The following is a 22,010-nucleotide window of genomic DNA, read 5'->3' on the forward strand; positions in this document are numbered from 1 at the left end:
CATGTCTTGGGGGCAGCCCCCCGGCCAAGAGAATAAGATGGGAGAAAACTATGCCGATCAAAAACCGTTTTGCCGAGTTGCAGGGTGAAATCACTGAGTGGCGGCGTGACATTCACGAAAACCCCGAAATTCTGTTTGAAACCCATCGCACCAGCGCTTTGGTCGCGGAAAAACTGAAGGAGTTCGGCTGCGATGAGGTTGTGACCGGCATTGGTCGTACCGGGGTTGTCGGGGTGATCAAGGGCAAGGAGGATACCGGCGGTAAGGTGATCGGCCTGCGGGCGGATATGGACGCGCTGCCGATCCACGAAGCGACGGGGCTGGACTATGCCTCGAAGACAGACGGTGCGATGCATGCCTGTGGTCATGACGGGCACACGGCGATGCTGTTAGGGGCGGCAAAATACCTTTCGGAAACGCGGAACTTCGACGGCACGGTTGTAGTGATCTTCCAACCCGCAGAAGAGGGAGGCGGCGGCGGCCGTGAGATGTGCGAAGACGGCATGATGGAGCGATGGGGGATTCAGGAAGTGTATGGCATGCACAACTGGCCCGGTCGTCCCGTGGGCAGCTTTGCCATTCGTCCCGGCGCGTTTTTTGCGGCGACTGATCAGTTCGACATCTCGTTCGAGGGCAAAGGTGGTCACGCGGCCAAACCGCATGAAACGGTGGATACGACCGTGATGGCGGCGCAGGCGGTTCTTGCGTTGCAAACGGTGGCTGCGCGCAACGCTGATCCTGTAGATCAGGTCGTGGTTTCGGTGACGTCTTTTGAAACCTCATCGACGGCATTCAACGTGATCCCGCAGACTGTGCAACTCAAAGGCACTGTCCGCACGATGAGCACAGAGATGCGGGATCTGGCGGAAAAGCGTATCAAAGAGATCTGCAATGGCGTTGCCGCGACATTTGGCGGTGCTGTTGAGGTGACCTATTACCGAGGCTATCCGGTGATGGTGAACAGCGATGAGCAGACCGATTTTGCCGCAGATGTTGCGCGGTCAGTGGCAGGAAGCTGTGACGAAGCGCCCTTGATTATGGGGGGCGAGGACTTTGCCTTTATGCTCGAAGAACGGCCCGGGGCGTATATTCTGGTTGGCAATGGCGATACGGCGGCGGTGCATCATCCTGAATACAATTTCAACGATGAGGCCATTCCGGCCGGGTGCAGCTGGTGGGCTGAGATTGTTGAACAACGGATGCCTGCGGCTTAGTGGACAGGGCGGGGGCTCTGCCCCCGCACCCCCGAGGTATTTTTAGCCAGATGAAGATGGATCCCTGTGCGCCAAGCTGAGTTCGGTGCAAAGCGTTTCGACGATCGTATCCAGTGCCGATTGCTGGATGTTGACGCAGGATTTCGCTGCGGCGCGTGCCGTATCCAACGCGGATTGATCGGTTCGCCAGGCTGCGACAGCATCTGCCAGTTCGGGGGCGGTTTGAACTTGTCGCGCTCCACCGGTTTCGATCAATGGCGCGAAGGTTTCGGCGAAGTTGAAGTAGCCCGGGCCGGTTATGACCGCAGCACCGGCTTGAGCCGGTTCAAACGGGTTGTGGCCGCCGATTTCTATTAGTGATCCCCCTAGGAACACGATGGGGCAGAGCGCGTACCATGTGCCGGTTTCACCCAATGTGTCGGCAATATAGACCTGCGTTTGGTCGGTGATTTGATCGCCATTCGAACGAACCGCCGCAGTTTGCCCGGCCTTTGTTATCAGCGAGGACACCTCGTCGCGACGTTCCGGGTGGCGCGGGATCAGGAGCAAAAGCAGATCAGGCCAGAGTTCGAGCAATTTGGCATGGGCGGCCAGAACCGTTTCTTCTTCGCCTGCATGGGTCGAGCTGGCGATCCATACGGGGCGGTCCCCGATCTGTGTGCAGATGTCCGAAAGGGTGGCCTGATCCACAGGCAAGGGTTCAGACATCGCCTTCAGATTCGTACCCGGTTGCACTCGGTCAGCGGATGCGCCAATCGTGATTAGGTTTTGGGCGGTTTTGTCGTTCTGGGTCAGGAACAGACGGAAATGGTCCAGAATAAACTGAGCCGTATGCGGGCGTTTTTTCCAGCCTTCGACGGATTTATCCGACAGGCGGGCATTCAGCAGCGCCAGAGGAACCCCTCGGGTGGCGCTTTCGACGATCAGGCGGGGCCAGATCTCGCTTTCGACGAAGATACCTGCATCCGGTTGCCAGTGGTCCAGAAAGCGTCGCACGGGACCAGCAGTATCCAGTGGCGGGTATTGGTGACGAGATCGCGGCGGCATACGTTTTTCGATCAGCGCCGCTGAGGTGGGCGTGCCGGAGGTGATCAGAAACTCGGCTTGCGGCAGACGTTCACCCAGCCGTTTGATCAGGCTGATGACCGAAAGGGTTTCACCTACGCTGGCGGCGTGGAACCAAACAAGCCGCCCGTCTGGGCGGGGAAGGCTGGCGTGACCCAGGCGTTCCTGCTGACGCTTTTTGGGTACATCTGCGGCCTGCAACTTGTTGCGAACTGTGCGCCAGACCAAAGGGCTCGCAAGCGAAGTGAAGCCGCAATACAGGTGATACAGCAGCGTCGGTCGACCAGTTTGATCCGGCATTTCAGCCGCCTGTATGGCTCATGTGACGGCTCATTTTGCCGTCGACCGCCTGGCGGGAATAGTCGAAATCGTGGCCCTTGGGTTTAAGGTTGATCGCCGCGCGGATGGCCTCTTCAAGTGGTTGCTCGGTATCGGGGTGATCGCGCAGAGGGGCACGCAGGTCGGCCATATCTTCCTGACCGAGGCACATGTAAAGCTCGCCGGTGCAAGTCAGGCGCACGCGGTTGCAGCTTTCGCAGAAATTATGGGACAGCGGCGTAATGAAGCCTATCTTTTGCCCGGTGTCTTCAAGCCGGACATAGCGGGCAGGCCCACCGGTTCGCTCGGCCAGATCGGTGACAGTATAGTGGTTTTCGTATTCCTTGCGCACGTCTTTCAGCGACCAGTACTGATCCAAACGATCCTCGTTGCCGATATCGCCCATCGGCATAACCTCGATCCAGGTCAGGTCCATATCACGTTCAGCGCACCATTTCGTGATGGTGGGCAGCTCAACCTCGTTGAAGCCTTTAAGGGCCACCGCATTGATCTTGATCCGTAGCCCGGCCTTCTGTGCCGCGTCGATTCCGTTCAAAACTTGTTTAAGGCGGCCCCAACGGGTGATCTGGGCGAACTTGTCCTCGTCCAGCGTATCCAGCGAGATATTTACTCGACGCACACCTGCGGCATAAAGATCGTCGGCAAAGCGATGCAGTTGCGAACCGTTGGTGGTCAGCGTCAGCTCTTTTAACGCTCCGCTTTCCAGATGCCGGGTCATGCTGTTGAAAAACGTCATGATATTGCGGCGCACCAGTGGTTCACCACCGGTTATACGCAGCTTTTCAACCCCCATCTTCACGAAGGTCGAGCACATGCGGTCAAGTTCTTCCAGCGTCAGCAGGTCTTTCTTGGGCAAGAACTTCATGTCTTCCGACATGCAGTAAACACAGCGGAAATCGCAGCGGTCCGTGACGGAGACGCGGAGATAGGTAATCGCACGCGCGAAAGGATCGATAAGAGGAGCGGTCATGCGACATAGGTAAAGCCGAGACCTGCCCGCGACAAGGGCGAACTTTCCTTTGCGCTGGTACAGATGCACACAGAGGGATAGGCTGTCGGCATGAGATATACGCTTATTGCTTTGTGCACGCTGGTTGCGGGGTGTGACGCGGTTCGGTCGACGACGGACCGCGTTTTCGGGGGAAGCGACTCCGCTCCCGAGCAAGAAGAGATTGTTACGGAAGAAGTATTCGAGCCGGAACCTGTGTCTGCCACCGCGGCCAGTTGGGTCGGCGCAAAGACGACAATTGCCGCATTGGGTGATCCGACCACGCCGGGTCGCTGGCTGGAAACTCCGTTGGTTGACACGGAGTTCACCGGTCGCGTCGTCGTGCCCAGAACCGGGGCGCAGGCCTACATCACTTTGGTGCCCGCGCCGGGACCAGAGAGCGGGGGCAGCCGGTTGTCTCTGGACGCGATGCGGGCGTTATTGCTGCCGTTCGACGAACTGGTCGAACTTGAGGTCTATTCGAACTGATTTTTCAGGTATTTTCCGGCTTCGCGGCGGGCAAAGGGTTTCATGGCGTCGCCATGCGCGCCCAGAAATGCGGTCACCCTTGGGGCGTCGTGCTTTGACAGTTCACGCAGCCACCAGGCGATGGCCTTCTGTATGAACCAGTCCCGGTCAGGCACGTAGCCAGCGGCCCATTCGAGGATACGGTCTCGTCGTGCCAGATCATCAGGTTTGGGATGGTTCTGCTTGGTCCAGGGCAGAGTGGCGACCAAAGCCGCGCGGCGGGTCCACATATGGTCTGAGGTTGTCCAGCTTTCCACTTGGTCCAGCCGGGTTGGGTCGGTTGAAAGGCGTTTCTGCATCGCCATACAGGCGTGATCGGCCACGGCCCATGCATCGAAGTCGGGCAGCCAGCCTTGCAGCAATTCCCAAACCGCCTCATCAGGACGAATGCGCGCCTGCGTCAGCAGTTTCGCGGCGGCCAAGCGACCCTCGTGGACGTTACTCTGCCACAGAGCATCTGCAAGCTCCACGCGCGAGGGTACGTCCAGTTCCTGACGCCAGGCCTTGGTCAGATCGTTCAGGACGGGGTTGCCGACGCCCAGATAGGGGCGCTCAACCTTGTGGTAGGCGGCCATCTGCCCTGCGCGCTCGGGGTCAGCATGTGCTTTGATCTGATCGAGATAGGTGTCCAGCATTGCACTAATCAGCGGTGCGCGTTGGCTTGCCGTCGATGGTCTGGTGGTTCTTTTCCACCCAATAGGCGCGGATGTCATCGTCTGACTTGCCGTCTACCCATTTCTGCATCGTGTCGCGATCCGATTGGTACTCCATGAACGGAACGGCATAACCGCAGGACGTCTGGACCAGATCAATCTGCAGATCATAAATCTGCCGCGCGCTGCGATGGTTGGGGAATAAATCGGCAAGTTCATCCCAACCTTTGTCACCCACATGCAAGGTGTGGGCTGACCCGTATGTACGCAGGATCATCGGGCGGGTGGTGAAGGAACACCACATCAGCGTCATGCGATTGGTTTCCAGCAAATGCCCTGCGGTTTCATTGCCGCTGCCGGTCAGGTTCATCCAAGCAATACGGTTGGGTCCTAGAACGCGCAGCGAATCCATTCCCTTGGGCGAGATATTCACCCGCCCGTCAGGCCCCGCTGTGCCAACGAAAAACATGTGCTGTTCTACGATGAACTTTTGTTGAGTAGCGTCCAATTCCGGGAATTGCTTGGCCATGTTTCACTCCACCGTGACGGACTTCGCCAAGTTGCGTGGCTGGTCCACATCTGTGCCTTTGGCAACGGCGGTGTGATAGGCCAGCAACTGCGCTGGTATTGAATACAGGATGGGCGCAAGGTTTGTATGCACATGTGGCATACGAATGGTGTTCCAGACGCCATCATTCGCCTCGGCGATACCGGCGTCATCTGAGACCAGAATAACCTTGCCTTTGCGCGCCATGACCTCTTGCATGTTCGACACGGTTTTGTCGAACACCGCATCGCGCGGGGCCATCACGACAACTGGCATATGCTTGTCGATCAAGGCAATGGGACCGTGCTTCAACTCCCCAGACGCATAACCTTCGGCGTGGATGTAGCTGATTTCCTTGAGCTTCAAGGCGCCTTCCATTGCCAATGGATACATCAGGCCGCGGCCAAGAAACAGGACATCGCGAGCCTCGGACAAGCGCTGAGCTGCTTTTTTGATAGCGCGGTTCTGATCAAGCGCCGTATTCAGGATCGATGGCAGACCGCGCAACGCTGCCGCGTGGTCAGCCAGTTCTTCCTCGGTCAGGGTTCCCCGGTCAGCAGCAGCCTTGAGCGCCAACATCAGCAGCACACTCAGCTGACAGGTGAACGCCTTCGTCGAGGCCACCCCGATTTCGACACCCGCGTGAATTGGCAGGGCGATATCACTTTCCCGCGCAATCGAACTTTCGGGGACATTGACGACAGAAACGATCTTGTCCGCTTTGCCTTCGCAGTATCGCAGGGCGGCCAGAGTGTCAGCAGTTTCACCCGACTGGCTGACAAACAAGGCAGCAGTGCGGCTTGGGATCGGAGGCTCGCGATAGCGGAACTCGCTGGCGATATCGACCTCAACAGGGATTTGCGCCAGTTGCTCGAACCAGTATTTCGCGGTCAGGCAAGCATAAAATGCAGTTCCGCAAGCCACCATGGTCAGGCGGTCCAGCTTGGAAAAATCCAGCTCTTCTGGCAGGGCGATCCGGTCGCTGCCTGTCGGCAGGTAAGACCGGATTGCTTCGGCCACGACTGTAGGTTGTTCGGCAATTTCCTTTGCCATGTAATGTTTGTGGCCTGCCTTGTCCGCGCGTGTCATGTCCAGTTTGATCTGCCGCGTTTCACGGTTGGCAAGCTCTCCGGCTTCGTTGCGGATTTCCAGTGACGTGCGGGTCAGTACGGCCCGGTCACCTTCCTCAAGATAGGTGATGCGGTCGGTCAAAGGGGCCAGCGCAATCGCGTCCGACCCCACATACATCTCTCCATCCCCGTGCCCAATCGCCAGAGGGGAACCCTTGCGGGCGGCCACGATCAGATCATCCTCGCCATCGAACAGAAAGGCCAATGCAAAGGCGCCGTGCAGCCTGTCAATGGTTTTGAACGCAGCCTCGACCGGCGAAAGACCGGTTTTCAGATAGTGTTCGGTCAGCAATGCTACCGTTTCGGTATCCGTTTCAGTTGAGAAATCGACGCCATGCTGTGCAAGTTCGGCCCGCAACTCGCGGTAGTTCTCAACGATGCCATTGTGAACAACGGCCACAGGTCCGGCTTTGTGCGGGTGGGCGTTGGTTACTGTGGGGGCGCCATGGGTGGCCCAGCGGGTGTGACCAATTCCGGATTTGCCGGGCAGAGGGTTGTGCACCAGCATATCGCTGAGGTTGACCAGCTTTCCCACCGCCCTACGACGTCCCAACGTGCCTTTGTCTATCGTCGCAATACCAGCGCTGTCATAGCCGCGATATTCCAGCCGCTTAAGGGCTTCAACCAAAATTGGGGCGGCTTCGTGTTGTCCCAAAACACCGACAATACCACACATGATCTAATTCCCTTTATCGCGGCGAGCCTTCTTCGCCTTCAACATTTCAAACAATTTGCGGGCATAGTTTGGCTTGTTTTCCTGCTTTGCACGGGCCACGGCCAGAGCATCGGGTTCCACGTCTCGTGTGACCACGGTCCCGGTTGCAGTCATCGCACCATCGCCCAGCGAAACAGGGGCCACCAGCATGGTATTTGAGCCAATAAAGACTTTCTCACCAATTGTGGTGCGATGCTTCATTACGCCGTCATAGTTACAAGTGATCGTGCCCGCGCCGATATTAGTCGCGGCACCCACCGAAGCGTCACCGATATAGCTGAGGTGATTGACCTTGGCGCCTTCGGCGATCTCGGCATTTTTGAGCTCGACAAAATTTCCGATGCGGGTGTTTTCTGCCAGCTCGGCACCGGGGCGCAGGCGCGCGTATGGTCCGACAATTGCGCCGCGACTGACATGGCAACCTTCCAGATGCGAGAACGCCCGGATTGTCGCTCCGCTTTCGACAGTGACACCGGGTCCGAAGACAACGTTGGGTTCAATCATGGTGTCACGCCCGATGATGGTATCGGCGGCCAAATAGACCGTATCGGGAGCCATCAGCGTGACGCCCAGGTCCAACAATTCGGCACGGGCGCGGGCCTGAAACTCGGCATCTGCTGCCGCCAGATCAGAACGGGAATCGACGCCCAGCGTTTCGGATTCGACGCATTTGATAGCCGTTGCTGACAGTCCACGTGCATTGGCGATGGCCACGATTTCGGTCAGATAGTATTCACCCGATGCGTTTTTGTTGCTCACCTGATCAATCAGGTCGAACAACAGCGAAGCGTCGCAGGCAAGAAGACCACTATTGGTGAAACGAATAGCGCGTTGCTCCTCGGAGGCGTCTTTGTATTCTACGATTTCAACCAGCCGATCTCCATCCATGATCAGACGGCCGTAACGCGGCTGAAGCTCGGCGATGTCGAAGCCCAGCATCACCAGATCATGCGAGGCGCGGGCATCGACCATACGCTGCAGCGTATCGGGTTCGATAAAGGGTGTATCACCATACAGGACGATAACGTTGCCCGTGAAGCCTTCCAGCGCTTGGCGTGCTTGCGCAACCGCATGAGCTGTGCCCAGTTGTTCTTCTTGACGGACAACAATTGCGGATTCGTCTTCGGCAGTTGCGGCTTTTTCGACGGCTTCGGCCCCGTGTCCGGCCACGATCACAGTGCGTTCCGGCGACAGGCTCGCGGCTGCGCGCATGGCGTGAACCAGCATTGGGGTATGGGCGATAGGATGCAGAACCTTGGGAAGATCCGATTTCATCCTGGTGCCTTTTCCAGCGGCAAGGATGACAAGGGCGGTGCTCATGAAAACGATTTCTCTTTGTGTTTTGTTGCGGTCCGTTTTATCCGCTGAGGGCAAAGGCGCAAGCGGTTCTGGGATCAAACTAGATTGCCGTTTGCAACACGACACGGCAATAACCCGCCGAAGCAGGAGGCGAGATGCGCACAGTTATCTTTGATCTGGATGGAACGCTGGCCGATACATCGGGTGATCTTCTGGCCGCTGCGAACCACTGTTTCCGCCAGATGGGGCATGGTGACGTGCTGGTTCACGGGCAGGATGCGGCTGTTGCGTTGCGCGGTGGGCGGATGATGTTGACCCACGGTCTGAAGCGGGTCGGAGCATATGATGAAGAGACCGTCCTCGCCTATTACCCGACTCTGCTCGAGGCGTATTCGCAAGCCATCGATATTCACACGCAGTTCTATCCCGGCGCGCTTGAAGCGGTCGAGGGGCTACGGGCTGCTGGTTATGGCGTTGGGATCTGTACCAATAAACCCGAAGCGTTGGCGCATCAGTTGCTGACCCAGATGGGGGTCCGCGATCAGTTTGCCTCTCTGGTCGGGGCGGACACGCTGCCGGTGCGCAAACCAGACCCGGAACCACTGCGCGAGGCCGCGCGTCGGGCCGGAGGGCATCCGGATCTGTGCGTTTTGATCGGCGACTCTGACACTGACCGCAACACGGCGCGGGCGGCGGGTGTGCCCTCGGTGCTTGTGACTTTTGGTCCGTCGGGTGATGATATGGCCGCTTTGGAACCTGAAGCCTTGTTGCATCATTTCGACGATCTGCCGGAAATGGTCACTGGACTTATCGGTGCGGCGGCGTGATCTCTTGACCAGAACCCCTTGCAGAACCGGGACGCGTCTATGACCGAGACATTCACTGGCAGTTTCACACAGCAGGAACCCATTCCTGAAGAGGCGATTGAGGCCGCTATGGCCGTTCTTCGCCACGGTCGCCTACATCGATACAACGTGGCGCCCGGCGAATTGGGTGAAACTGCATTGCTCGAGCAGGAATTCGCGGCGCAGATGGGCGCAAAATACTGCCTGGCAGTGTCTTCCGGCGGGTACGCTTTGGCGACCGCATTGCGGGCGGTGGGCGTGCAGCCCGGCGATCCGGTGCTGACAAATGCCTTTACACTTGCGCCGGTGCCGGGGGCGATTGCCTCGGTCGGGGCAAAGCCGGTTTTTGTGGGCGTGACCGAAAACCTGACGATTGATCTGGACGAGTTGGAAACCAAGTTGGATCGGGCGCGCGTGCTGATGCTAAGCCATATGCGCGGGCACTTGTGCGATATGGATCGGCTGATGCAGATGTGTGATGCCGCCGGTGTCACGGTGATCGAAGATTGCGCCCACACGATGGGGGCCGCGTGGCGCGGACAGCTGTCGGGGCGTCAGGGGGCGATCGGGTGCTACTCTTGCCAGACCTACAAGCACGTCAATTCAGGTGAGGGTGGGTTGCTAATCACCGATGACGAGGAACTGGCGGCCAAAGCCACGATGCTGTCGGGGTCCTATATGCTTTATGAACGTCACCTTGCCGCGCCGGGCTCTGAAGTGTTTGAAAAAATCAAATACACCACGCCCAATGTGTCCGGGCGAATGGACAACCTGCGCGCGGCCATCCTGCGCCCGCAGTTGCGCGACTTGGATCGTCAGGTACAGCGCTGGAATGAGCGTTATGACGAGATCGAGGCCGGGCTGAGGGACACCCCCGGCCTGACAATCGTAGAGCGGCCAGAGGACGAAACCTATGTCGGGTCTTCGATCCAGTTCCTGCTGCTCGATTGGTCGCCTGAGCGGATTGCCGACGTCATTCGCCGATGCGCCGCGCGCGGTGTCGAGTTGAAGTGGTTCGGTGGCGCCGAGCCGACCGGGTTCACCTCGCGCTATGACAGTTGGCGCTATGCGGATAGCGAACCTTTACCTTCCAGTGATCGCATTCTTGCTGGTGTGATGGATATGCGCGTACCACTGACATTCTCACTGGAGGATTGCCGTCTGATTGCGCGCATCATCCGGTCAGAGGTCGGGGCAGTATTCCAATCGTGATCCAATTGAGTGCGCCTTTGGCGCACGCCATAACTGTAGAGTGCCGCCCTCTGAATGGCGGCATTTTCTTTACGTGCGCCTTGTCATTGACCCGCACAGGATTCGCTGCTACCTAGTTATTGAACAAATGTTCATTAATTCGACGGGGAGGTCGCAATATGTTCACGGCTACCATGCAGTTCGATCTGGGTGAGGATGTGAATGCCCTGCGTGAGGTGGTGCATCGCTGGGCGCAGGAGCGGGTCAAGCCAATGGCGGCCGAAGTGGATAAATCCAACGCCTTTCCCAACGAGTTGTGGAAAGAGATGGGTGATCTGGGGCTGCTGGGGATCACGGTGCCAGAAGAATATGGTGGGGCAGAGATGTCATATCTGGCGCACACCGTCGCCGTGGAAGAGGTTGCGCGGGCGTCAGCCTCTGTCTCATTATCCTACGGGGCGCATTCCAACCTGTGCGTTAACCAGATCAAGCTGAACGGATCCGATGAGCAAAAGGCGAAGTACTTACCGCGGCTGATCTCGGGGGAGCATGTGGGCGCGTTGGCAATGTCCGAGGCCTCGGCTGGGTCAGACGTAGTGTCGATGAAGCTGCGAGCGGAAAAGCGTAACGATCACTACCGGTTGAACGGCAGCAAGTACTGGATCACCAATGGCCCAGATGCAGATACGCTGGTTGTTTATGCCAAGACCGATCCAGATGCGGGGTCGAAAGGCATTACGGCTTTTCTGATCGAGAAAGAGATGAAGGGCTTCTCGGCCTCACCGCATTTCGACAAGCTGGGGATGCGCGGGTCGAACACTGCCGAGTTGATCTTTGAGGATGTCGAAGTGCCCTTCGAAAACGTTTTGGGCGAAGAGGGAAAGGGCGTCGCAGTTCTGATGTCCGGTCTGGATTACGAACGCGTCGTTCTGGCCGGGATCGGCACCGGGATCATGGCTGCCTGTCTGGACGAGATCATGCCCTATCTGGCCGAGCGCAAGCAATTCGGCAAACCTATTGGCAGTTTCCAACTGATGCAGGGCAAAATCGCCGACATGTACACAGCGATGAACTCAGCTCGGGCTTATGTGTATGAGGTTGCCAAGGCTTGCGATCGGGGCGACGTGACGCGGCAGGACGCGGCGGCGTGCTGTCTTTATGCCTCAGAGCAGGCAATGACGCAGGCGCATCAGGCGGTGCAGGCGATGGGCGGGGCTGGGTTTTTGTCAGATTCTGCAGTCAGTCGGATTTTCCGAGACGCCAAGCTGATGGAGATCGGCGCTGGCACCAGCGAAATCCGCCGGATGCTGATCGGGCGGGAATTAATGAACGAAATGGTCTGAGAAAATACACCCCGCCAAGTGGTGGCGGGGCGTGCTTTGAAAGGGATCAGAAGCGATGGACGTAGGATACGCCGACCAGCCAGGGATCGATTTCGGCTGTGCCGATCTTGGTTCCGTCCAGCTTGACGTCGGAATCGATGTCAAACCAGCGCACGTTCAGACGTACGGCGCCTTTCTCGGTAACCATGTAGTCCAGACCGGCCTGGAATGCGATGCCGACCGAATTGTCCAGTTCGAGGTCGCCCAGATCGGACTGTTCGTCAAAGAAGATGGTGTAGTTGATACCGGCGCCGACATAAGGCTTCCACGCGCTGTTGGTCGGGAAGTGATAGTTCAACGACAATGTGGGCGGCAACTGGTCGACTTTGCCGGCATCGATGCTACCACCCAGAGTGACATCATGGCTGAACGGCGTAGCGGCGAGCAGTTCGATACCCAGGTTGTCACGGATGAAGTACTCGGCGGTGAAGATCGGACGGGTGTCGGAATCCACATCGGCATCCAGCCCAGCGAGGGTTCCGTTGTCGGATTTCGGGTCGAGATAGCCGACACCGATACCAAGAGTCCAGTCACCTTGATTCTGGGCCATTGCAGGGGCGGCAAGCGCGACAAGCGCGGTAGAGAGTGTCAAAGCGGCGAGTGTTTTGGTCATTTTATGGCCTTTGGATTTGTTGATGATCCGGTTTTGCAGAACAAGGCCGTTGGGAACTCTGATCTGTATCAAACCCCTATGAAGATGTTCAGCTGTCGGAGCGCGGATAGATTCATGAAAACAAGGGGTTATCACCATGTGTCCCGATAGGCGCATACCGGGTATGCAGAAAGACGGAGGCTGGGCGATTCCGAACAGGCTCAACATGGCGCAGCAGTGCCTTGCGCATCCTACCGATAGCGTCGCCATCTTTGACCTGACTAATGAGCGGAGCGAGACCGTCACATTTGGTCAGTTGACGCGTATGACGGACGGCATCGCGCGTGCGCTGCAGCCAAAGGTGCAAACTGGGGATCGCGTGGGTGTGCTATTGAGCCAATCACCCTGGTGCGCGGCGGCGCATCTGGCGATTTGGAAGCTCGGAGCAATCTCGGTACCACTGTTCAAACTATTCAAGCGGGACGCTTTGGCCTCACGCGCAGGGGATGCGGGTACGCAGCTGGTGCTGACCGATGCTGAAGGCGCAACGTTGTTAGGGGATCTTGCCCAGCCGGTGTTGGCTGATCAGATCGCGCCGTCGGATGATCCGCTGCCTTTCGCCGACACCGGGCCAGAAGACCCGGCGGTGTTGATCTACACCTCGGGCACTACCGGAAGCCCAAAAGGGGCGCTGCATGGGCACCGGGTTCTGACCGGCCATCTGCCCGGTGTTTCGATCAGTCATAACCACCTGCGCGAGGGCGACTGCCTTTGGACCCCCGCTGACTGGGCGTGGATCGGCGGGCTGTTCGATGTGCTGATGCCAGGGCTGGCGCTGGGCATCCCGGTGGTTGCAGCGCGGTTGGAGAAATTCACGCCAGAGGCCTGTGCCGATGTAATCGCACGGGGCGGAGTGCGGAACGTGTTCTTCCCGCCTACGGCTCTGCGGATGCTGAAGGCGGTAGATCAGGTGATTCCCGGACTGCGCTCGGTCGCGTCGGGGGGTGAGCCATTGGGGGCCGAAATGCTGGCCTGGGGGCAAAAGGCGTTTGGCTTGACGATCAACGAATTCTACGGCCAGACCGAATGCAACATGGTCGTGTCCTCCTGCGCCGAGGATTTTCCGGTGCAGCCCGGTTGCATCGGGAAACCGGTTCCTGGGCATGAGGTCGCGGTGATCGACGAAAGCGGCAACCCGATCAGCGAGGAGGGCGACGTCGCCATCCGGCGCGGTTCGGCCTCGATGCTGCTGGAATACTGGAACCGCCCCGAGGCGACCGCTGAAAAGTTCCGCGGCGATTGGCTGATCACTGGCGACCGCGGCGTGTGGGAGGGTGATTATCTGCGTTTTGTCGGTCGCGATGATGACGTGATCACCTCAGCCGGATACCGCATTGGTCCAGCCGAGATCGAGGATTGCCTGCTGACCCACCCATCGGTGGCGACGGTCGGTGTAGTCGGCAAGCCTGACCCACTTCGAACCGAGATCGTGAAGGCCTATGTGGTATTGAAACCGGGGGCTGAGGCGGCGGAGCGTGAGTTGCAGGATTGGGTCAAGGACCGTCTGGCGCATTACTCCTATCCGCGTGAGGTGTCCTTTCTGGAGGATCTCCCAATGACGGTAACAGGTAAGGTGATCCGTAAGGAATTGAAGGCGCGGGCGGCAAGGGAGTTGGTTCAATGATGCGGCTGGCTATTGCAGCAATGCTGTTTCCGTCATTTGTGTCTGCCCAAAATCCTTGGGTGGATCAGGCGTATATTCAATGGTGTTTCACGCAAGCTCAGTCAGGCGGCGGCCTTTCGGCGTGTCTGGGGAAAGCTGCGGGCGCCTGCCAAACTGCACCAGGGAACGATACAACCATTGGAATAGCCCAGTGCATTCAGGCTGAAACCCAAGTTTGGGACGGCTTTCTGAATGAGCAATATCAGCTTCGCCGCACCGAACTCGCTGAACAAAACCCGGCACTGTCGGATAAATTACAAAACGCACAGCGAGCCTGGATCAGTTTTCGGGACGCAGAGTGCGCGTTGGCGTACAGCATCTGGTCCGGTGGGACGATACGAACGATCGTTGCCGCAAATTGCATGCTGACAGAAACCGCTGAACGCGCCGTCGAGTTGCGCGACTTGGGAAAGATGGAATGAAACTCACATCCAAAGCCATGCCCGCCTCCGAGGGCTTCAAGTCAAACCGCGCGGCTCATCTCGACGCACTTGCCCAAATCTCCGTAGCTGCCGAAGCCGCTCGGATGGGTGGGGGTGAGAAATCCCGCGCGCGGCATGAATCGCGGGGCAAGATGCTGCCGCGTCGTCGGGTGGCGAACCTGCTGGACCCGGGGTCTCCGTTTCTGGAAATAGGCGCGACGGCGGCGCACGGGATGTATGGCGACGCCGCGCCCTGTGCCGGGGTGATCGCGGGCATTGGCCGGGTACAGGGGCAGGAGGTTATGGTGGTCTGCAACGACGCCACCGTGAAGGGCGGCACCTATTATCCGATGACCGTTAAAAAACACCTCCGCGCGCAGGAGATTGCCGAGGAAAACCATTTGCCCTGCATCTATCTGGTCGATAGCGGCGGCGCGAACCTGCCCAATCAGGATGAGGTCTTCCCCGACCGCGACCACTTTGGCCGTATCTTCTATAATCAGGCGCGGATGAGCGCGAAGGGCGTCCCTCAGATTGCTGTGGTGATGGGCTCGTGCACGGCGGGCGGGGCCTATGTGCCTGCGATGTCGGATGTGACCATAATCGTGAAAGAGCAGGGCACGATCTTTCTTGCCGGGCCGCCTCTGGTCAAAGCCGCGACGGGTGAGATTGTCACGGCCGAGGATTTGGGCGGCGGCGACGTTCACACGCGCCTGTCTGGCGTGGCGGATTATCTGGCCGAGGATGACGCCCACGCGCTGGCCTTGGCGCGCCGGGCGGTGGGGTCGCTGAACCTGCGCAAACCGCAAACGGTCGATTGGGCCAATCCCGAAGACCCGGCATATGATCCCGAGGAAATTCTCGGCGTGGTCCCTGCCGATCTGCGCACACCCTATGACATCCGAGAGGTCATCGCGCGATTGGTCGACGGTTCTCGGTTCGACGAATTCAAGCCACGCTTTGGTGAAACTCTGGTGACTGGTTTCGCCCATGTCAAAGGCTGCCCGGTCGGGATCATTGCCAACAACGGCGTGCTGTTTTCCGAGGCCGCCCAGAAGGGCGCGCATTTTGTTGAGCTGTGTTCTCAGCGCCGCATCCCATTGGTCTTTTTGCAAAACATCACCGGGTTCATGGTGGGCCGTAAATACGAAAACGAAGGCATCGCCCGTCATGGGGCCAAGATGGTTACAGCGGTCGCGACGACTTCGGTACCAAAAATCACAATGCTGGTCGGCGGGTCGTTTGGGGCGGGAAATTACGGCATGGCAGGCCGGGCCTATCAGCCAAGGTTCCTGTGGACCTGGCCGAACTCGCGGATTTCGGTGATGGGTGGCGAGCAGGCGGCGGGCGTTCTGGCCACCGTGAAACGCGACGGAATCGAGCGGCAGGGCGGCACTTGGTCTGCCGAGGAAGAGGCCGAGTTCAAACGCCCCACGTTGGAGATGTTCGAAGAGCAATCGCATCCGCTTTATGCTTCGGCGCGGTTGTGGGATGACGGCATAATCGACCCACGCAAAAGCCGTGACGTGCTGTCCTTGTCGCTAAGTGCAGCTCTGAACGCCCCGATTGAGGAGACACGTTTCGGCGTGTTCAGGATGTGATGAGCGTGACAATCCAAGATGTATTGGCCCGTTACCCCGATGCGCAAACCTTCAAATTTGGTGATAGCTTCGAGATGAGCGCGGAATTGTTGGATTTGGTCCGATCAGGCAAGAAAACGGCAACTTGTGGTGCGCTGCGGGACTATCCAGAAGGCAGCCCTGAGATGCCCGTTGTCGGGCGGCGAGACATCGCATTGGAATGGGATGGTCGTCCAGCTTTGATAACCGAAACGGTTGAGGTCTCGACCTGTCGATTTTGCGACATGACCGAAGATTTTGCGCTTGCTGAAGGCGAGAATGAAACGCTGGAAGAATGGCGCAACGATCATCGCCGATATTTTGAGCGAAACGGCGGTTTTGATCCTGAGATGGAGCTGGTGTGCGAACGGTTTCGATTGGTCGAAGTTCTGGCGGTTGAGGTGTAAGACATGTTCAACAAAATCCTGATTGCCAACCGGGGTGAGATTGCCTGTCGTGTGATTGAATCGGCGCAGAAGATGGGTGTGGCCTGTGTTGCGGTTTATTCGGATGCCGATGCTACAGCCAAGCATGTGCAGATGGCGGATCAGGCCGTGCATATCGGCGGGGCGGCCCCAGCAGAGAGTTACCTGAAAGGCGATGTGATCATTCAGGCCGCTTTGGACACCGGCGCTCAGGCGATCCATCCCGGCTATGGCTTTCTGTCCGAAAACCCCGATTTTGTGGATGCGGTCGAGGCAGCCGACCTGACCTTTATCGGCCCGTCGGCAGATGCGATCCGCCAGATGGGACTCAAGGATGCGGCCAAGGTAGTGATGGAGCAGGCGGGTGTGCCCGTCGTGCCCGGCTATCATGGCGACAATCAGGACCCAGAGCATCTGGCCGGGGCTGCTGACACCATCGGCTACCCTGTTCTGATCAAGGCCGTCGCGGGCGGCGGCGGAAAGGGTATGCGCCTGGTCGAAAAGCCCGAAGATTTCTCAGCCGCGTTGGACAGTGCCCGTGGTGAGGCCCGCACCGCCTTTGGCAATGACGCCGTACTGGTCGAGAAATTCGTCGCAAAGCCCCGCCATATCGAGGTTCAGGTATTCGGCGACGGCACTCACGCGGTGCATCTGTTTGAACGAGATTGCTCATTGCAGCGGCGTCACCAGAAGGTGATCGAAGAGGCTCCGGCCCCCGACATGACGCCCGAGATGCGCGAGGCCATGGGGCAGGCGGGCGTCCGCGCGGCCGAGGCCATCGGCTACAAGGGCGCGGGAACCGTCGAGTTCATTGTCGATGCTTCAGAGGGGTTGCGGTCGGATCGGTTCTGGTTCATGGAGATGAACACTCGGTTGCAGGTTGAACATCCGGTGACCGAAGCAATCACCGGTGTTGATCTGGTTGAATGGCAATTGCGGGTCGCCTCGGGTGAGCCACTGCCGAAAAAGCAAGACGACCTGTCTATCACAGGCCACGCGTTCGAGGCCCGGCTGTATGCCGAAGACGTTCCCAAGGGTTTTCTACCCGCCACAGGCACCCTGACGCATTTGCAGTTTCCATCCTCTTGTCGCGCCGACAGTGGCGTGCGCGCGGGCGATACGATCAGCCCATGGTATGATCCGATGATAGCCAAGGTCATCGTACATGGACCCACTCGCGCAGTTGCGCTGGAACAGTTGCACCGAGCGCTGAAGCGGACTGAGGTTGCGGGCACCGTTACCAACCTTGCGTTTCTTGGGGCGCTTACGCGGCATCAGGGCTTTGCGGTGGGCGATGTGGATACCGGGCTGATCGGGCGGGATCTTGAGAGGCTGACGCAGGTGGCTCCTGTGTCCTCAACAGACTGTGTGGCTGCTGCCATGACCGCGCTGGGGCTGGTTGAAACCAGCGGCGACACAGGGTTTTCCCTGTGGGCACCGCTGCATCGAGCTGTCCAGTTAAAAGCCGGTGAGGTCTGTGATCTGGACGTGCAGGTTGAAGGCCCGAATCGTCAGATATGGCAGATCGGTGAGGAAACCATCATTGCAGAACGAGCCGCTGAGGGTTGGTCTATCGACGGGGCCGCGATGCCGCGCGTTATTATTGCGGGTGCGCGGATTACTGTGTTCGAAAGCTACGGCCTGGCATTTGACATTATTGATCCTTTGGATCGCGATGCCAGCGCGACCGGGGATACCAATGTGATCGACGCCCCGATGCCCGGACTGGTGAAAGCCGTTTTCGCTCAGGTGGGTCAGACCGTACAAGAGGGAGACCGGCTGGCCATTCTGGAGGCGATGAAGATGGAGCACTCTTTGCTTGCAGCCCGCGATGGCGTTGTCGCCGAAGTGTTGGTCGAAGACGGCGCACAGGTCGAGGCTGGGGCTGCTCTGGTTCGGTTGGAGGAGGAGTGATCTATCCGCGCGGTGCATTGCGTGGCACAGTCAGGTCATCCGTTAAGAAAACAAGGCTATGCCGGGAGGAGCACGAGTATGGGTGATCGGGTTGAGATCTTCGAGGTGGGGCCGCGGGACGGCTTGCAGAACGAACAGCGCGAAATTCCGGTGTCCGAGAAAGTGGCATTGGTCGATTGCCTTAGCCGTGCCGGGTTCAACCGGATCGAGGTGGCCAGCTTCGTTTCGCCCAAATGGGTTCCACAGATGTCAGGCAGCGCAGAAGTGTTGGCCGGTATCAACCGGGTCGACGGGGTGCGCTATGCCGCGCTCACACCGAATATGCGCGGTTACGACGATGCCCTGGCGGCCAAGGCGGACGAGATCGCGGTGTTTGCTTCGGCCTCAGAAGGGTTTTCAAAGGCCAATATCAACGCCACGATTGCCGAATCCATTGAACGGTTCACTCCGATCCTTGAGGCCGCTCGGCATATAGATCTACCGGTGCGTGGCTACGTCTCGTGCGTGACCGATTGCCCCTATGACGGCCCGACCGCACCCGAGAAGGTCGCCGAAGTCGCCGACCGGTTGTTCGCGCTAGGCTGCTACGAGGTGTCTCTGGGCGACACGGTTGGGCAGGGCACGCCGGATACCATTGCACATATACTACTGGCTGTTCGTGAACGCGTTCCTGTGACCAGGCTGGCGGGGCATTTTCACGACACCAATGGGCGGGCCATCGACAATATCGACGCGGCGTTGGCGCTGGGCGTGCGCAATTTCGATACAGCTGTTGGTGGCTTGGGTGGCTGTCCCTACGCGCCCGGAGCGGCGGGGAATGTCGCGACCGAAGCCGTCGCGGCCCATTTGGGACGGTTGGGCTATGAGACCGGTTTGGATCATGCGGTTTTGGACGAGGCAGCGCAGATGGCGCGTTCCATGCGGTCAACTTGAGGGGGCGGTATGTTTGAAACGATTTCGGTCAACGCCGATGTGCGCGGTGTGGTCACGCTGACATTAGAGCGCGCCGAAAAGCACAACGCGATGTCGGCCCAAATGATCTCTGAACTGACACAAGCGGCCCATCAACTAGGTGCGGACAAATCCGTGCGTGTAGTCGTGCTGACCGGCGCGGGTAAGAGTTTCTGCGCCGGTGGCGATTTGGGATGGATGCAAGACCAGATGGCCGCCGACCCTGAAACACGGTTTTCCGAGGCGCGCAAACTGGCTGAAATGTTGCAGGCGTTGAACACGATGACAAAGCCGCTGATCGGTGCTCTGCAGGGCAACGCATTTGGCGGCGGTGTAGGTCTCGCAGCCGTCTGTGATGTTGCGATTGGTGCAGACGGTATAAAGATGGCACTGACCGAAACCAAACTGGGTTTGATCCCGGCGACTATTGGCCCCTATGTCATCGCGCGGATGGGCGAAGCCCGAGCGCGGCGCGTTTTCATGTCGGCGCGCGTGTTCGAGGCCGCCGAAGCCGTTGAGCTTGGGTTGCTTGCTAAGACTGTTCCGGCTGCAGATCTTACCGAGGCGGTCGAGGCAGAAGTTGTACCCTACTTGTCTTGTGCGCCGGGGGCCGTGGCCTCGGCCAAGGGGTTGGTTCAGGCACTGGGGCCGACCATCGATGACGCGGTAATCGACCGGACGATCCGAGCGCTGGTGGAGCGGTGGGAAACCGAGGAAGCGCGTGAAGGGATCAGCGCCTTTTTCGGCAAACGAAAACCTGCCTGGAATACTCAGGTTTAGCGCACAACACATCAACAGAGGATTCGCTAAAACTCTTAGTTTTCCACGGGCATAGGCAAGTGGAATATTAAGTTCCTGCGCGTTTGTGTTCGGTTGACCCTCTGACCCTGCGCGGATAGAGAATGTCCAGTCAACACGCCAATTGACGGCGCCCCGGGATAGGGTTGCGCAGGAAAGGAGCTATTCGTGGAAGACCTGTTGCGGGAATATCTCCCGATCTTGGTGTTTCTGGCCGTTGCTGTAGGCCTTGGAATCGTCCTGATTCTAGCGGCTGTGGTTCTGGCAGTTCGCAATCCCGACCCCGAAAAGGTCAGCGCATATGAATGTGGCTTCAACGCCTTTGACGATGCGCGAATGAAATTCGACGTCCGATTCTATCTGGTCTCGATTCTCTTCATCATCTTCGACCTGGAAATAGCATTCCTGTTCCCATGGGCCGTCGGCTTCAAAGACATCAGCGATGTGGGCTTCTGGTCCATGATGGTGTTTCTGGGCGTTCTGACCATCGGCTTTGCCTATGAATGGAAGAAAGGGGCCTTGGAATGGGAGTGATGACGGGCGCAAACACCGCTGGCGTCGATAAGGAAGTCGCCACCCAGGCCCTGAATGCCGAGCTTCAGGACAAAGGCTTTCTGCTGACCTCGTCCGAGGACATCATCAACTGGGCGCGTACCGGTTCGCTGCACTGGATGACCTTTGGTCTGGCCTGCTGCGCAGTTGAAATGATGCACACCTCGATGCCGCGTTACGACGCGGAACGGTTTGGCATTGCGCCGCGCGCCTCCCCACGTCAGTCGGACGTGATGATCGTGGCGGGCACGCTGACCAACAAGATGGCCCCCGCGCTGCGCAAGGTTTACGACCAGATGCCCGAGCCGCGTTATGTGATCTCGATGGGCTCCTGTGCGAATGGCGGTGGCTATTACCACTATTCCTATTCCGTCGTGCGCGGCTGTGACCGCATCGTTCCCGTGGATATCTACGTGCCCGGCTGCCCTCCGACCGCTGAGGCTCTGCTGTACGGTTTGATGCAGCTGCAACGCAAAATCCGCCGCACCGGCACCATCGTACGCTGAGGAGAGAGCTGATGAGCGAAGCACTCAAAGAACTTGGCGCGCAGCTGGAACTGAAGCGGGCTGATTGCGTTCTGTCTTGGGACGTAACCCATGATGAGCTAAACGTCGATGTCGCCCCGTCGAACCTTGTTGAATTCGTCGAATTTCTGAAATCCGATCAGAACTGCAAGTTTTCGACTCTGGTGGATATTACCGGCGTGGACTACCCCGAACGGGCCAAGCGGTTCGACGTGGTTTATCACTTCCTGTCGATGTACCAGAATCAGCGCATCCGCCTGCGGGTCTCGATCCGCGAAGAAGACATGGTGCCCTCGATCGTTGACGTTCACCCCTCGGCCAATTGGTTCGAGCGTGAGGTGTTTGACATGTTCGGCATCCTGTTCTCGGGCCACCCGGACTTGCGGCGCATCCTGACCGACTATGGCTTCCGTGGTTATCCGCTGCGCAAGGATTTCCCGACTACAGGTTATACTGAGGTCCGGTATGACGAGGCGCAGAAGCGCGTGGTCTATGAGCCGGTCAGCCTGGTGCAGGAATACCGGCAATTCGATTTCATGTCCCCGTGGGAAGGTGCCAACTACATTCTGCCAGGGGATGAAAAACAGGAGTAGC

General features: G+C 58.5%; 22 protein-coding genes. 15 read left to right on the top strand and 7 right to left on the bottom strand.

Translation table 11 applies throughout. From position 1 onward, the window contains the following. Nucleotides 1-50 precede the first annotated feature (50 nt). The gene (locus ACR0LN_RS08210) at nt 51-1,214 is read left to right on the top strand and encodes a M20 aminoacylase family protein (protein ID WP_480428980.1); all 1,164 of its coding nucleotides are present in this window, start codon (nt 51-53) and stop codon (nt 1,212-1,214) included. 42 nt (nt 1,215-1,256) lie between these two features. Here ACR0LN_RS08210 and ACR0LN_RS08215 read toward each other — a convergent pair whose 3' ends face one another. Both ACR0LN_RS08215 and moaA read right to left on the bottom strand, forming a co-directional pair. Then, complete coding sequence (locus ACR0LN_RS08215) at nt 1,257-2,579, bottom strand: 3-deoxy-D-manno-octulosonic acid transferase (RefSeq protein WP_480428981.1); 1,323 nt, start codon at nt 2,577-2,579, stop codon at nt 1,257-1,259. A 1-nt stretch (nt 2,580) separates the two neighbouring features. Then, nucleotides 2,581-3,588 carry a GTP 3',8-cyclase MoaA gene (gene moaA / locus ACR0LN_RS08220; RefSeq protein ID WP_480428982.1) on the bottom strand — a complete coding sequence of 336 codons (1,008 nt, stop codon included), beginning with the start codon at nt 3,586-3,588 and terminating at the stop codon, nt 2,581-2,583. 90 nt (nt 3,589-3,678) lie between these two features. Here moaA and ACR0LN_RS08225 point away from each other — a divergent pair, with 90 nt between their 5' ends. Then, nucleotides 3,679-4,095: a hypothetical protein gene (locus tag ACR0LN_RS08225; RefSeq protein WP_480428983.1), complete on the top strand. Its 417-nt coding sequence runs from the start codon at nt 3,679-3,681 to the stop codon at nt 4,093-4,095. On the opposite strand, the gene ACR0LN_RS08230 is transcribed toward ACR0LN_RS08225, so the two are convergent. Genes ACR0LN_RS08230 through glmU form a run of 4 tightly spaced genes read right to left on the bottom strand, consistent with a single transcriptional unit; the run spans nt 4,083 to nt 8,499 of the window. After that, nucleotides 4,083-4,769: a DNA alkylation repair protein gene (locus tag ACR0LN_RS08230; RefSeq protein WP_480428984.1), complete on the bottom strand. Its 687-nt coding sequence runs from the start codon at nt 4,767-4,769 to the stop codon at nt 4,083-4,085. The two genes, ACR0LN_RS08225 and ACR0LN_RS08230, sit on opposite strands and share 13 nt — an antisense overlap. Nucleotides 4,770-4,773: 4 nt before the next feature. After that, on the bottom strand, nt 4,774-5,316 hold the full coding sequence (locus ACR0LN_RS08235) for a pyridoxamine 5'-phosphate oxidase family protein (protein ID WP_480428985.1): 543 nt from the start codon (nt 5,314-5,316) through the stop codon (nt 4,774-4,776). Nucleotides 5,317-5,319: 3 nt separating this feature from the next. After that, nucleotides 5,320-7,140, bottom strand: coding sequence for a glutamine--fructose-6-phosphate transaminase (isomerizing) (gene glmS, locus ACR0LN_RS08240; RefSeq protein ID WP_480428986.1), 1,821 nt, complete (start codon nt 7,138-7,140; stop codon nt 5,320-5,322). A 3-nt stretch (nt 7,141-7,143) separates the two neighbouring features. After that, nucleotides 7,144-8,499 carry a bifunctional UDP-N-acetylglucosamine diphosphorylase/glucosamine-1-phosphate N-acetyltransferase GlmU gene (glmU, locus tag ACR0LN_RS08245; protein ID WP_480428987.1) on the bottom strand — a complete coding sequence of 452 codons (1,356 nt, stop codon included), beginning with the start codon at nt 8,497-8,499 and terminating at the stop codon, nt 7,144-7,146. Between the two features lie 134 nt (nt 8,500-8,633). Between glmU and ACR0LN_RS08250 the strand changes: the two genes are divergently transcribed. The 3 genes from ACR0LN_RS08250 to ACR0LN_RS08260 all read left to right on the top strand — a co-directional run bounded on the left by ACR0LN_RS08250 (nt 8,634) and on the right by ACR0LN_RS08260 (nt 11,857). Further along, on the top strand, nt 8,634-9,305 hold the full coding sequence (locus ACR0LN_RS08250) for an HAD-IA family hydrolase (protein WP_480428988.1): 672 nt from the start codon (nt 8,634-8,636) through the stop codon (nt 9,303-9,305). Nucleotides 9,306-9,344: 39 nt separating this feature from the next. Beyond that, nucleotides 9,345-10,535 (top strand): DegT/DnrJ/EryC1/StrS family aminotransferase, encoded by a 1,191-nt coding sequence (locus tag ACR0LN_RS08255; RefSeq protein ID WP_480428989.1) that lies wholly within the window; start codon nt 9,345-9,347, stop codon nt 10,533-10,535. A 158-nt stretch (nt 10,536-10,693) separates the two neighbouring features. Continuing rightward, nucleotides 10,694-11,857, top strand: a complete 1,164-nt coding sequence (locus ACR0LN_RS08260) for an isovaleryl-CoA dehydrogenase (protein ID WP_480428990.1) — start codon at nt 10,694-10,696, stop codon at nt 11,855-11,857. Nucleotides 11,858-11,903: 46 nt separating this feature from the next. On the opposite strand, the gene ACR0LN_RS08265 is transcribed toward ACR0LN_RS08260, so the two are convergent. Continuing rightward, nucleotides 11,904-12,509: an OmpW/AlkL family protein gene (locus tag ACR0LN_RS08265; RefSeq protein WP_480428992.1), complete on the bottom strand. Its 606-nt coding sequence runs from the start codon at nt 12,507-12,509 to the stop codon at nt 11,904-11,906. A gap of 136 nt (nt 12,510-12,645) precedes the next feature. Between ACR0LN_RS08265 and ACR0LN_RS08270 the strand changes: the two genes are divergently transcribed. The 10 genes from ACR0LN_RS08270 to ACR0LN_RS08315 all read left to right on the top strand — a co-directional run bounded on the left by ACR0LN_RS08270 (nt 12,646) and on the right by ACR0LN_RS08315 (nt 22,009). After that, the gene (locus ACR0LN_RS08270; RefSeq protein ID WP_480428993.1) at nt 12,646-14,172 is read left to right on the top strand and encodes an AMP-binding protein; all 1,527 of its coding nucleotides are present in this window, start codon (nt 12,646-12,648) and stop codon (nt 14,170-14,172) included. Next, on the top strand, nt 14,169-14,633 hold the full coding sequence (locus ACR0LN_RS08275; RefSeq protein WP_480428994.1) for a lysozyme inhibitor LprI family protein: 465 nt from the start codon (nt 14,169-14,171) through the stop codon (nt 14,631-14,633). Before ACR0LN_RS08270 ends, ACR0LN_RS08275 begins: the two co-directional genes overlap by 4 nt. Continuing rightward, the gene (locus tag ACR0LN_RS08280; protein ID WP_480428995.1) at nt 14,630-16,234 is read left to right on the top strand and encodes a carboxyl transferase domain-containing protein; all 1,605 of its coding nucleotides are present in this window, start codon (nt 14,630-14,632) and stop codon (nt 16,232-16,234) included. The genes ACR0LN_RS08275 and ACR0LN_RS08280 overlap by 4 nt, the downstream gene beginning before the upstream one ends. Continuing rightward, complete coding sequence (locus ACR0LN_RS08285) at nt 16,234-16,659, top strand: ASCH domain-containing protein (protein ID WP_480428996.1); 426 nt, start codon at nt 16,234-16,236, stop codon at nt 16,657-16,659. The genes ACR0LN_RS08280 and ACR0LN_RS08285 overlap by 1 nt, the downstream gene beginning before the upstream one ends. Before the next feature lie 3 nt (nt 16,660-16,662). Next, the gene (locus ACR0LN_RS08290) at nt 16,663-18,591 is read left to right on the top strand and encodes an acetyl/propionyl/methylcrotonyl-CoA carboxylase subunit alpha (protein WP_480428997.1); all 1,929 of its coding nucleotides are present in this window, start codon (nt 16,663-16,665) and stop codon (nt 18,589-18,591) included. Nucleotides 18,592-18,669: 78 nt separating this feature from the next. Then, on the top strand, nt 18,670-19,524 hold the full coding sequence (locus ACR0LN_RS08295; RefSeq protein ID WP_480428998.1) for a hydroxymethylglutaryl-CoA lyase: 855 nt from the start codon (nt 18,670-18,672) through the stop codon (nt 19,522-19,524). A 9-nt stretch (nt 19,525-19,533) separates the two neighbouring features. Then, complete coding sequence (locus tag ACR0LN_RS08300; RefSeq protein ID WP_480429000.1) at nt 19,534-20,322, top strand: crotonase/enoyl-CoA hydratase family protein; 789 nt, start codon at nt 19,534-19,536, stop codon at nt 20,320-20,322. Between the two features lie 186 nt (nt 20,323-20,508). Beyond that, nucleotides 20,509-20,874, top strand: coding sequence for an NADH-quinone oxidoreductase subunit A (locus ACR0LN_RS08305; RefSeq protein ID WP_050602775.1), 366 nt, complete (start codon nt 20,509-20,511; stop codon nt 20,872-20,874). Beyond that, nucleotides 20,865-21,398 carry a NuoB/complex I 20 kDa subunit family protein gene (locus tag ACR0LN_RS08310; protein WP_170615354.1) on the top strand — a complete coding sequence of 178 codons (534 nt, stop codon included), beginning with the start codon at nt 20,865-20,867 and terminating at the stop codon, nt 21,396-21,398. The genes ACR0LN_RS08305 and ACR0LN_RS08310 overlap by 10 nt, the downstream gene beginning before the upstream one ends. A gap of 11 nt (nt 21,399-21,409) precedes the next feature. Continuing rightward, nucleotides 21,410-22,009 (top strand): NADH-quinone oxidoreductase subunit C, encoded by a 600-nt coding sequence (locus ACR0LN_RS08315; RefSeq protein ID WP_480429002.1) that lies wholly within the window; start codon nt 21,410-21,412, stop codon nt 22,007-22,009. Nucleotide 22,010: the final 1 nt, after the last annotated feature.

The organism is Ruegeria sp. AA6 (assembly GCF_056542865.1).

Bases quoted from the DNA above. Each gene is read 5' to 3' on its own strand.
- ACR0LN_RS08275 (WP_480428994.1), top strand. From the start codon at position 14,169: ATGATGCGGCTGGCTATTGCAGCAATGCTGTTTCCGTCATTTGTGTCT.
- ACR0LN_RS08315 (WP_480429002.1), top strand. From the start codon at position 21,410: ATGAGCGAAGCACTCAAAGAACTTGGCGCGCAGCTGGAACTGAAGCGG.
- ACR0LN_RS08235 (WP_480428985.1), bottom strand. From the start codon at position 5,316: ATGGCCAAGCAATTCCCGGAATTGGACGCTACTCAACAAAAGTTCATC.
- ACR0LN_RS08250 (WP_480428988.1), top strand. From the start codon at position 8,634: ATGCGCACAGTTATCTTTGATCTGGATGGAACGCTGGCCGATACATCG.
- ACR0LN_RS08270 (WP_480428993.1), top strand. From the start codon at position 12,646: ATGTGTCCCGATAGGCGCATACCGGGTATGCAGAAAGACGGAGGCTGG.
- ACR0LN_RS08255 (WP_480428989.1), top strand. From the start codon at position 9,345: ATGACCGAGACATTCACTGGCAGTTTCACACAGCAGGAACCCATTCCT.
- moaA (WP_480428982.1), bottom strand. From the start codon at position 3,588: ATGACCGCTCCTCTTATCGATCCTTTCGCGCGTGCGATTACCTATCTC.
- ACR0LN_RS08295 (WP_480428998.1), top strand. From the start codon at position 18,670: ATGGGTGATCGGGTTGAGATCTTCGAGGTGGGGCCGCGGGACGGCTTG.
- ACR0LN_RS08290 (WP_480428997.1), top strand. From the start codon at position 16,663: ATGTTCAACAAAATCCTGATTGCCAACCGGGGTGAGATTGCCTGTCGT.
- ACR0LN_RS08310 (WP_170615354.1), top strand. From the start codon at position 20,865: ATGGGAGTGATGACGGGCGCAAACACCGCTGGCGTCGATAAGGAAGTC.
- ACR0LN_RS08225 (WP_480428983.1), top strand. From the start codon at position 3,679: ATGAGATATACGCTTATTGCTTTGTGCACGCTGGTTGCGGGGTGTGAC.
- ACR0LN_RS08210 (WP_480428980.1), top strand. From the start codon at position 51: ATGCCGATCAAAAACCGTTTTGCCGAGTTGCAGGGTGAAATCACTGAG.
- glmU (WP_480428987.1), bottom strand. From the start codon at position 8,499: ATGAGCACCGCCCTTGTCATCCTTGCCGCTGGAAAAGGCACCAGGATG.
- ACR0LN_RS08260 (WP_480428990.1), top strand. From the start codon at position 10,694: ATGTTCACGGCTACCATGCAGTTCGATCTGGGTGAGGATGTGAATGCC.
- ACR0LN_RS08300 (WP_480429000.1), top strand. From the start codon at position 19,534: ATGTTTGAAACGATTTCGGTCAACGCCGATGTGCGCGGTGTGGTCACG.
- ACR0LN_RS08285 (WP_480428996.1), top strand. From the start codon at position 16,234: ATGAGCGTGACAATCCAAGATGTATTGGCCCGTTACCCCGATGCGCAA.
- glmS (WP_480428986.1), bottom strand. From the start codon at position 7,140: ATGTGTGGTATTGTCGGTGTTTTGGGACAACACGAAGCCGCCCCAATT.
- ACR0LN_RS08215 (WP_480428981.1), bottom strand. From the start codon at position 2,579: ATGCCGGATCAAACTGGTCGACCGACGCTGCTGTATCACCTGTATTGC.
- ACR0LN_RS08280 (WP_480428995.1), top strand. From the start codon at position 14,630: ATGAAACTCACATCCAAAGCCATGCCCGCCTCCGAGGGCTTCAAGTCA.
- ACR0LN_RS08230 (WP_480428984.1), bottom strand. From the start codon at position 4,769: ATGCTGGACACCTATCTCGATCAGATCAAAGCACATGCTGACCCCGAG.
- ACR0LN_RS08265 (WP_480428992.1), bottom strand. From the start codon at position 12,509: ATGACCAAAACACTCGCCGCTTTGACACTCTCTACCGCGCTTGTCGCG.